Genomic DNA, 8,709 nt, shown 5'->3' on the forward strand with positions numbered 1-8,709 from the left:
GACGGCGCGACCCCGAGCTTCGCGGCCGCCGCGCGAAAGATCACGGCCTTCAGACGCTCGCTGGCCTGGATGGCCGCCTGCCCGCACATCAACGTCACGCGTGACGAGTACGAGCCGAGGTCGATCGGCGTGAGATCCGTGTCACCGGTCACCACGCGGATGTCGAGTGGATCGATGCCGAGTACCTCGGCCACGATGTAGGCGAGCACCGAGTCGGAGCCCTGTCCGATGTCGATGCTCCCGCAGAATGCGGCCACTCCGCCGGATCGGTCGAGCTTGAGCTGCACGCTCGAATGCGGCATGGAGTTCCAGTAGATCGGAAGCCCGGCACCAGTGATGTACGAGGAGCACGCGATTCCGAGACCACGACCGAAGGGGAGCTTGCGGTAGCGCTCCTTCCACCCGCTCGCCTGCACGACGGCGTCGATGCAGCGGCCCAGCCCCATGGAGCCGATGCGGAGCCAGTTCGCAGTCACGCTCTCGGCGGGCTGCAGGATTCGCTTGCGCATCTCCGCTGGGTCGAGCTCCAGCTGCTCGGCGATCTTGTCGATCTGGCACTCCACCGCGAAGCGTGGTTGTGGAGTGCCGTGACCGCGCTTGGGGCCGCACGGCGGCTTGTTGGTGAACACCCGCGCGCCCTCGAACTTGTAGACCGGGATCTTGTAGGTCACGGTCTGGAGCGCACCCGTATAGAAGGTGGAGGCGACCCCGTAGGAGCCGTACGCCCCGCCGTCGAGCCAGGAGCGGAAGTGCATGCCGGTGATGGCGCCGTCGCGGGTGAACCCGGTCTTGATCCACATCAGCACCGGATGGCGTCCCCGATGGGTGTAGAAAACCTCTTCACGATTGAGCGTGATCTTCACCGGCCGCCCGCACACCTGCGAGAGCTTGCACGCCGCGATCTCGTGGGCGAACGGATCGAGCTTGCCGCCGAAGCCGCCGCCCACCGGCGCGGCCACCACCCGGATGTGGGCCTGCGGCATGTCGAGGATCTTGGACAGGAGGCGGTGCACGTAGTGGGGCGTCTGGGTGGACGACCAGAGCGTCAGCTTGCCGTCCGGGCCCCACTGGGCGACCGCGGAGTGCTGCTCCATCGGCAGGTGCGTGTTGCCCTCGAAGAAGAACACATCTTCACGCACCAGGTGGGCATGGGCGAAGGCGGCCTCCACGTCGCCGAACTGGAGCGCCACCGCCTTGTGCACGTTGGGGCGGTCGCCGTACTCGTGGATGCGCACCTCCGGATGACCCAGCGACTCCTCGATCGACATGAGAGGCCGCAGCGGCTCGTACTCCACGTCGATCAGGCGCGTGCCCCGCTCCGCGGTCTCCTCGTCGACCGCGGCCACCGCCGCGATCGGATCGCCGACCATCCGGACCTTGTCCGTGCACAGGGCTTCCTCGTCCTGGGAGACGGGCAGGATGCCGAACTTCACCCGCGGGAGGTCCTGGCCGGTGATCACCGCGTAGACGCCGGGCAGGGCCCGGGCCCGCGTGGTGTCGATGCGCTTGATCAGCGCGTGGGGATGCGGACTGCGGAGCAGCTTGCCGTGGGCCATGCGCGACATCAGCAGGTCGTCGGCGAACTTGGTCTCGCCCACCACCTTGGCCCACGCGTCGATCTTGGGCAGCGACTGGCCGACTATCGAAAAGACGTCTTTCTTCATCGCTGGTCCACCTCTGAATCCGCTCGGCTCGCCTTCGGGTGTACCTCGCCAAGCAACCGCCTCCGCATCCGGAGGGCGGCGAGCTCGACGGCGTCGAGGATCTTGGTGTACCCGGTGCAGCGGCAGAGATTGCCGGCGAGGGCGTGCCTGATCTCGTCACGGGTCGGGACCGGCGTCTCCTCCAGCAGCGCCTCCGCGGTCAGGAGAATGCCCGGCGTGCAGTACCCGCACTGGGCGGCTCCCAGCTCCGCGAACGCCTGCTGGAGCGGGTGCAGATCGCCCCCGGTGGCCATGCCTTCCACGGTCTTGATCTCGCGCCCCTGGCACTCGACCGGCAGCGCCAGGCAGGAGAGCACCGGGGCGCCGTCCACCAGCACCGTGCAGGTGCCGCACTCGCCCAGCTCGCACCCGTGCTTGGTCCCGGTGAGGTTCAGCTCCTCCCGCAGGACCTCGAGCAGCGTCTTGTGCGCCGCCGCGAGGACGTCGCGCTCTTCACCGTTGATCCGGAGGGCCAAGAGCGTCTTCATGGATGATTGCGTCAGGATGAACTTGGCTTAAGTAGTACTAAATCGGCCCGTGCCCTGTCAAGCGCAGGCCCCCCGCGGCGGCGGTGGACCAAGGTCCCATAGCCCTTAGCGACGCGATGCCTAGACTGGACCCATGCAGGTCATCCGGCGCCGCTGCGGGGAGAACGAGAAGACGAGCCGGTCGCCGGACGCCGTGACGGTCGCGCCGCCGGGCCGAGTGGCGTTCTGGGTGGGGACCAGCTTGATCCTGCTGAGCTTCGGCATCTACCCCGCCTATCCGCTGGTGCACCTCCTGCCGATCTCGCTCTGGCAGAAGGGGGGAGTCGGGCTCGCGCTGGCGGCGATCAGCTGGGGAATCTTCCTCGCCGGATCGGCCCTCGTCGGCAAGAAGGGCGTCGACTACCTCAAGCGCCGTCTCTTCTCGCAGCGGGCATCGGCATAGCCGTCCCCCTCACTTCTTGTAGAGCTCGTAGACCGCCCCGACTCCGGCAAGCCCTCTCTCCCGATCGGTACCCTGGCGCGCGCCCCGGCCGGTCCGGGGGATGGCGTGCGTCTCGATCTGCCGGGTCCTCAGCCTGGTCATGAGGTCGGTGAACGACGACGTCCGGATGATCGTGTTGAACTGGCTCCGGTAGTTCGAGACCAGGCTCACCCCGTCCAGCACCACGTCGTACACCGCCCAGCGCCCGTCGCGCATGCGCAGACGGTAGTCGATCGGGAACTCCATGAGCCGGTTGGTCGTGATGCGGGATCGCACCTGCGCGTACTGATCGCCGATCGACTCTCCCACGAAGCTGATGGTCTCTCCGGAATAGTTCTCGATGGTCGTCAGGTACGAGCGCTCCAGCAGGTCGGTGAAGAGGACGACGAACTCCTCTCGCTCCGGGGCCGATCGAGCCTTCCAGTGCTGCGCCAGCGTGAGGCGAGCCATCTCGTCGAAGTCGAACAACCCCTGGGCGACTCGACGGATCTCCGCGGTCCGCTGAGCGTCACCCCTCGCGACCACGCGTGGGGCCTGGACGATCGCGAGCACGCGGGAGACGGACCCTCGCACGAGCTCGAGCGGCCCGGCCTGGTCGGTGGCCGTCCTCGGCTGGGCGCCGGCCCCTTGCGGGCCGGTCGCGAGCGCGACCAGGACCAGCAGAGGGAGCACGGCCCGGCGGGAGGGCTTCATGTGTAATCACTCTAGTTGTCGTCCGGTGCCCCGCCTATTGGACCTTGGTCGAATGCCCGCCCGGGCCAGGAGATGGGACCAACGTCCACTGGGAGACGCTCCCGCCGGCTGCTAACGTCATTTCATGCTCTTCGTCGTGAATCTTCGCCGCATTCCTCGGTGTCGGCGGCGGAAGCTTCTTCATCAGCCTCTTCCTGCCGTTCGTGGGCGCGCTGGCCTTGGTCTGGCTGCTCCGGCGGCCCGCTCCCGGCCGGGCCTGGCGGCTGGCGCCGCCGGCTGAAGGGTCCGATGGGAATCCGGCGCAGCTACGGGAAGAACAAGAAGAGCAACCGGCCCACGGACGCCACGACGGTCGAGCGGCAGGACATCCTGCGTCGCGCCGCCAACGTGCGCAACCGATTCGACAGCACCCGCCGCGGATTCAAGACGGCGGCAGACCGCCCGGTCCCGGGTGCCCCGGCGAGGAGACAGCCATGAACCGACAGAAGGTGCTTTTCGAGGGAATCCTCGTCGGCCTCGCCGGGGCGGCCGCGGTCGCGGTCTGGTTCTTCGTGCTCGATCTCATCACCGCTACGCCGTTCCGGACCCCGGCGTTGCTCGGCGCGGTCCTCTTCGACGGCCTTCGCGATCCGGCCCTCCTCGTGATCACGCCCGGCCTCGTCCTCAAGTACACCGCGGTCCACGGGCTTGCCTTCATCGCCTTCGGCCTGGCGGTTGCCGGCCTCTTCGCCATCGCCGACCGCCACCCACACATGCTCTTCGGGGTCTTCATGCTCTTCTGCTGCTTCGAGGTCGCGGTCTTCGCGGCCATGATGATCCTCGGCTCGTGGCTGCTCGACACGCTCCAGCCGTGGGCCATCCTCGGCGGCAATCTCGTCGCGGCGGTGGTGATGCTGGGCATTCTCTTCCGTGATCGTCGCTTCTCGCTCCACGAGCTGCGAACCTCGGGGGAGTGACGCGGTCCCGTAGTCTGGGGTCGCCGGCGACGCCCGACCACTGCCACTCGAGGCAAAGAACATCGGTCGTATCCGCGCCTGGAGAGGCCATAAGGCCGCCGAGATCGTGGGCCTCGCACCGCTTGCCCACCAGCGCGTTGATCAAGGTGGACTGTCCGCGCCTGACCGGGGCCGACGCAGGCGACGTAGAAAGCGACCCTCGGCGAGCTGCTCGGTCGACTCAGAGCTCGTCGACGTTGACCGAGTCCAGCTCGCCGATCGTGCGCCCATCGACCAGAACCTCCCAGTTGTCGTTCACTTGGAAGTTCGAGACCTTCGGCATCGAGCGCTGGAATCGGAGCAGGTTGACGCAGTTGAGGATCTCGATGTCGAAGTGGCTCAACAGCAACCGCAGGGCGTCTCGCGGCCGGAAATCCTTGCAGCTGAAGGCGTCGAACGCATAGTAGTTATCCTCATCCCAGGTGTGAATGGCGGCATGCGATTCGGCCCAGATGCTCACGCCGGTCACTCCGCTCTCCTCCGCCTGGCGTCGGCGCAGGAAGTCCCTCATGACCTGGACGGGAGCCAAACTGAGGTCTATCGTAGCGTTGGTGGACGCGGCGACGGCCTTGGCCTTCTTTTCGAGCTCGACTTCGATCTCGTCGCAGAAGGCGGTCATCTCGTCGTGCGCGAACGGATACCGGCAGACAATCGGAGGAAGCACCAGGGTCATGTCCAGGTTGCGGGCCAGTGCTTCGAAGAGGCCCAGTATGTTGTCCGTCGATGTGAGATTACGCTTGTTGTAGGTAGAGGCGTCAACGATCAGGTGACGCCCGACGAAGTCGTCCGTCTTTGGCTGTGCCATGCTTCACCTCCCTTTCTCGCGAAGGGTAGCATGGCGCTCGGCGCCGTCAGTTGGATCGGTGCCAGACCTCCTTTTGCGGAGCTTCTGGGTGAGCTCGGCAGGGGTCCGGAAGATCACGCGCGGGGAGAACTCGTCCTTTCCATTGGCCTGCGGGTACCCGCGCGGAGTCTGCCGGTGGATGACCCCGAGATCTCGCAGGTGCCAGGTGCAGTCCGTCCCGAGCTCGTCCGGGGCTCGGGTGGGGCCGTTGGTGCCATCACCGCGATAGGGGCGTGCAATATCTCGGGACGCCGCGGCTTCATTGACGGACCACACATGCACTTCTGCGTTGCGAGCCAACTTGGCTGTCTGCCGTGAATCCGCTACGGTCGGCAAGGGACTGAGTGGAGGAATGTCAATGCTGTCTCTGGTTATCCTCAGCGTCGTCCTTCTCTTCGTGGTGACCTTCGCCCTACAGAATCCGCAGGCGGTCACGGTGCGGTTTCTGATCTGGCAGCTTGATTCCTCCCTTGCCATCGTCATATTGGCGGCCACGGCGGCGGGCGTACTTGTTGCGGAGTTGTTCCACGTGACGAAGCGCCTGCTGCGGTGGAAACGCGGCAGCCCGTGACGGTCCCCTGTCGATTCAGCGGGGGCCACACTGGAATGTCACGGACCTGGTCCCGTCCGTGCTGGTCGCCATGGACCAAAGTCCAATGGCCGTGTCCGCGGCGACCGCGGCATACTTGCCATCGCCTGCACCCCGGCCTTTCGGGTTGGCGCACCCCCGGGCGCCAAGACCTCGGTGAATCTGGCGAGTACGCATCTTGTAGGACGCCACGAGGTTCAGCATGGATAGGCCCGCCCTCACGCTGCAGATTCAGGCCAAGCTTGCCGATGGACGTCTCCCGCACAACCACATCCCGCGCATGTGGGGCGGTCCGGGCAACGGGGAAACCTGCGACGGTTGTGGCGAGACAGTGAGCAAAAGCCAGATGGTGATGGAGGGCCTCAGCGTGACTGATGCAGCGCACGCCGATGGCATCGGCGTGCAGTTTCACGTCGAATGCTTCCAGGTGTGGGATGCGGAGCGCCAAGTACTTGGGCATGATCCAAGCCAGCCCGCCTAGATAGCCGGCTGGCGTCGCCGACGAGCGCCCGACTTTGTTGCGGGTGCGCGCCGGATCACCTTGCAGAGGGTAAGCGGATCACGGGGCCTCTCGACCAGTGCCGCGAAGCCTTCCGTGATCAGCTCCTCGCGGCGGTGGTCGGTAGGCCGTGACCGCAATCGCGGGAACCCCGTTTCAGGCCCGGCGTATCCGGACGCTACTCGGGCAAGGATGAGCTTGCGGCCACCTACCCCGTCGTGCTGCGGCGCCCCGCACAGCCTGAGGCGCCCAGGCGACCGGCCCCTGTCGAGCGAGGGCGGCCCCTGTCGAGCGAGGGCCGGTCAAAAGGTGGGGACGGCAAGCGTGACTAACCGCGCCAGCGAGAATATCCCCACCCGCCACCGCCGAGGAGCAATACCGCTACCAGGATGATCAACACTGTCTCCATGGACATCACTCATCACCTCCCGCCACTGCTGGTGTTTCTCCGTGTCCCAGTCTAGCTGCCGTCTATCGCGATTGGCTATTGGACCTTCGTCGCTGTCCTTCGACAGGTGGCTGCTTGACACGCGCCAGCCGTGGGCCATCCTCTCGCTCCTCGAGCTGCACACCTCGGGGGAGTGATGCGTCCCTGTGGGGCCTTTGTCCAATGGTCGCCGGCGACGGCGACTGCTAGGGTTATGAACAGATCAATCGCAGAAGCTCACCATCCAGCAGGAGGCACGAAGATGAACTACCGATTCTCACTCGCAGCACTCGCACTGGCATTCGCGTTCGGTTGCGCCGGCCCCGCGGGCGTCCAGGGCCCCACCGGCATGACCGGCGCGCAGGGCATCGCGGGCGTCCAGGGTCCGACCGGCATGACCGGCGCCCAGGGTCAGACCGGCGCACAGGGTGCCACCGGCATGACCGGCTCGCAGGGCCAGACCGGCACGACTGGCTCCCAGGGTCCCGCCGCCTCGATGGCGCGCTGGACCTCGCTCAAGGACATCATGTTCGACTACGACAAGGCCTCGATCCGGCCGTCCGAGATGAGCAAGACCTCGGACATCGCGACCTACATGAACCAGAACCCGTCCGCCCGTCTCGGGATCGACGGCTCCACCGATCTCCTGCGCGGGACCAATCAGTACAACGTGGCCCTGAGCCAGCAGCGGATCAGTAACGTTCGTGAGGCGCTGATCCAGGCCGGGGTATCGACCGACCGCATGGAGACCGGCGGCTTCGGAGTGGCGAGGATGAAGTGCAGCGATTCACCGGAGGTTTGCTCGCAGCGTGACGGTCGAGTCGAGGTACTGGTCCGCCCCGGCAGCTAGGGACGATCAGGCACAGAGGTTGGGCCGGGGCGACGAATCGCTCCGGCCCGATCAGCCTGTCAGCGGTTCGATCAGGCTCATCTCGCTTCCTCTCTCTGCTGGCGGACGTCTGCCGCGGCCCCCCGCCCGAGGGCCCCGGCAGGGATCCCGGCCCAGGAGCCAGGGGTGGCTCCGCTCGAGCGTCTTGCCGCCCCGCCGGCCAGGTCGGCCACCATGGTCACCAGTCGCCGCGCATCGACCGGCTTCGCAAGAAAGCGCTGGAATCCCGCCCGCAGTACTCGCGCCTCGTCTCCGGGCGCGTTGCGCCCGGTCAGGCACACCGCCGGGATAGATCCGCCCCGATTCGAGGGCAACATCCGGATCTTCCGGATCAGCCAGCAGCCGTCCTCTTCCGGCATGGTGATGCCGGAGATGAGGACATCAGGGCGCGCCCATCGCATGGCTTCGAGCGCCTCGGCCGCGCCCGCGACCGCGGTCACGTGGCCCCCGGATCCGGCAAGCAGCCGCTCGAGGACCTCCCGGACCATCGGCTTGTCCTCCACCAGCAGCACCCGTACGCTCTCGAGCGGCCGCTGCCTTGCGTTCATGGCTGCACCCCCGTTGACAGCGTGGCCCGACGGTTCAGGGCCCGACACGTCGCCGTCTTCTCCCCGCAGGCCGGCTCTCTCCCGGCGCCCGACGAGACCGCGATCTGATTTGCGGGCGCTCCCTTGGACACCAGGTAGGCCTTGGCGGACTTCGCTCGCTGCTCGCCGATCTGCCGGCTGAACGTGCTGTCCCCGACGCCGTCGGCATAGCCTTCGATCAGGAGACGCCGCATCCGGTTCCCACGGAGCGAGGCCGCGTGCGCGTCGAGCACCTTCGCATCGCTCGGTCGGATCTGCGTGCCTCCGGGTCCGAAATGGATGGAGTCTCGGACCGACCAGGCCTCGGCGACCGTCGAGGCGACCGCGGGCGAGAGCGCCGCCACCGGCGCGACGTTCCGCACCCGCGGACCGGCAAGAACCGGGAGCACCGCCAGCCCTGGCAGCACCACGAGCCAGGCGAGAGCTCTCGTATTCAATCCAGCCGCCCTTCCACGACCTTCCAGTCGACGTTCCGGAAGAAGGCCTCGATGTACTTGCCGCGCTCGGTGACCTT

At 66.8% G+C, this 8,709-nt stretch carries 12 protein-coding genes; 6 read left to right on the forward strand and 6 right to left on the reverse strand.

Annotated features, from left to right (window positions below):
• Together VHR41_18805 and VHR41_18810 are read right to left on the reverse strand one after the other, a co-directional pair.
• The coding region (locus VHR41_18805; protein ID HEX3236248.1) for a molybdopterin cofactor-binding domain-containing protein at positions 1–1,664 on the reverse strand (1,664 nt) is incomplete at its 3' end.
• A complete protein-coding gene (locus tag VHR41_18810) occupies positions 1,661–2,191 on the reverse strand; it encodes a (2Fe-2S)-binding protein (protein ID HEX3236249.1) in 531 nt (176 codons plus the stop codon). The genes VHR41_18810 and VHR41_18805, both read right to left, overlap by 4 nt.
• A gap of 133 nt (positions 2,192–2,324) precedes the next feature.
• On the opposite strand from VHR41_18810, the gene VHR41_18815 reads away from it, so the two are divergent.
• Positions 2,325–2,633: a hypothetical protein gene (locus VHR41_18815; protein ID HEX3236250.1), complete on the forward strand. Its 309-nt coding sequence runs from the start codon at positions 2,325–2,327 to the stop codon at positions 2,631–2,633.
• 9 nt (positions 2,634–2,642) lie between these two features.
• Here the strand turns inward: VHR41_18815 and VHR41_18820 are convergent, their stop codons facing one another.
• Entirely contained in the window at positions 2,643–3,365 is a 723-nt protein-coding gene (locus tag VHR41_18820) for an ABC transporter substrate-binding protein (protein HEX3236251.1), read from the reverse strand.
• A gap of 288 nt (positions 3,366–3,653) precedes the next feature.
• On the opposite strand from VHR41_18820, the gene VHR41_18825 reads away from it, so the two are divergent.
• Positions 3,654–3,842, forward strand: coding sequence for a hypothetical protein (locus VHR41_18825; protein ID HEX3236252.1), 189 nt, complete (start codon positions 3,654–3,656; stop codon positions 3,840–3,842).
• Positions 3,839–4,321 carry a hypothetical protein gene (locus VHR41_18830; GenBank protein ID HEX3236253.1) on the forward strand — a complete coding sequence of 161 codons (483 nt, stop codon included), beginning with the start codon at positions 3,839–3,841 and terminating at the stop codon, positions 4,319–4,321. The genes VHR41_18825 and VHR41_18830 overlap by 4 nt, the downstream gene beginning before the upstream one ends.
• Positions 4,322–4,541: 220 nt before the next feature.
• Here VHR41_18830 and VHR41_18835 read toward each other — a convergent pair whose 3' ends face one another.
• Positions 4,542–5,165 (reverse strand): S-adenosylmethionine decarboxylase, encoded by a 624-nt coding sequence (locus tag VHR41_18835; protein ID HEX3236254.1) that lies wholly within the window; start codon positions 5,163–5,165, stop codon positions 4,542–4,544.
• Positions 5,166–5,562: 397 nt separating this feature from the next.
• Here VHR41_18835 and VHR41_18840 point away from each other — a divergent pair, with 397 nt between their 5' ends.
• From VHR41_18840 to VHR41_18850, 3 genes are all read left to right on the forward strand, one after another.
• Positions 5,563–5,775, forward strand: a complete 213-nt coding sequence (locus tag VHR41_18840; GenBank protein ID HEX3236255.1) for a LapA family protein — start codon at positions 5,563–5,565, stop codon at positions 5,773–5,775.
• Positions 5,776–5,995: 220 nt separating this feature from the next.
• The gene (locus VHR41_18845; GenBank protein HEX3236256.1) at positions 5,996–6,274 is read left to right on the forward strand and encodes a hypothetical protein; all 279 of its coding nucleotides are present in this window, start codon (positions 5,996–5,998) and stop codon (positions 6,272–6,274) included.
• Between the two features lie 707 nt (positions 6,275–6,981).
• On the forward strand, positions 6,982–7,569 hold the full coding sequence (locus tag VHR41_18850) for an OmpA family protein (protein ID HEX3236257.1): 588 nt from the start codon (positions 6,982–6,984) through the stop codon (positions 7,567–7,569).
• A gap of 77 nt (positions 7,570–7,646) precedes the next feature.
• On the opposite strand, the gene VHR41_18855 is transcribed toward VHR41_18850, so the two are convergent.
• Positions 7,647–8,156 (reverse strand): response regulator, encoded by a 510-nt coding sequence (locus VHR41_18855; protein HEX3236258.1) that lies wholly within the window; start codon positions 8,154–8,156, stop codon positions 7,647–7,649.
• Positions 8,153–8,632, reverse strand: a complete 480-nt coding sequence (locus VHR41_18860) for an OmpA family protein (GenBank protein HEX3236259.1) — start codon at positions 8,630–8,632, stop codon at positions 8,153–8,155. The genes VHR41_18855 and VHR41_18860 overlap by 4 nt, the downstream gene beginning before the upstream one ends.
• Between the last annotated feature and the right edge of the window lie 77 nt (positions 8,633–8,709).

Source organism: Gemmatimonadales bacterium, assembly GCA_036265815.1.
Taxonomy (GTDB): domain Bacteria; phylum Gemmatimonadota; class Gemmatimonadetes; order Gemmatimonadales; family GWC2-71-9; genus CAVVWJ01.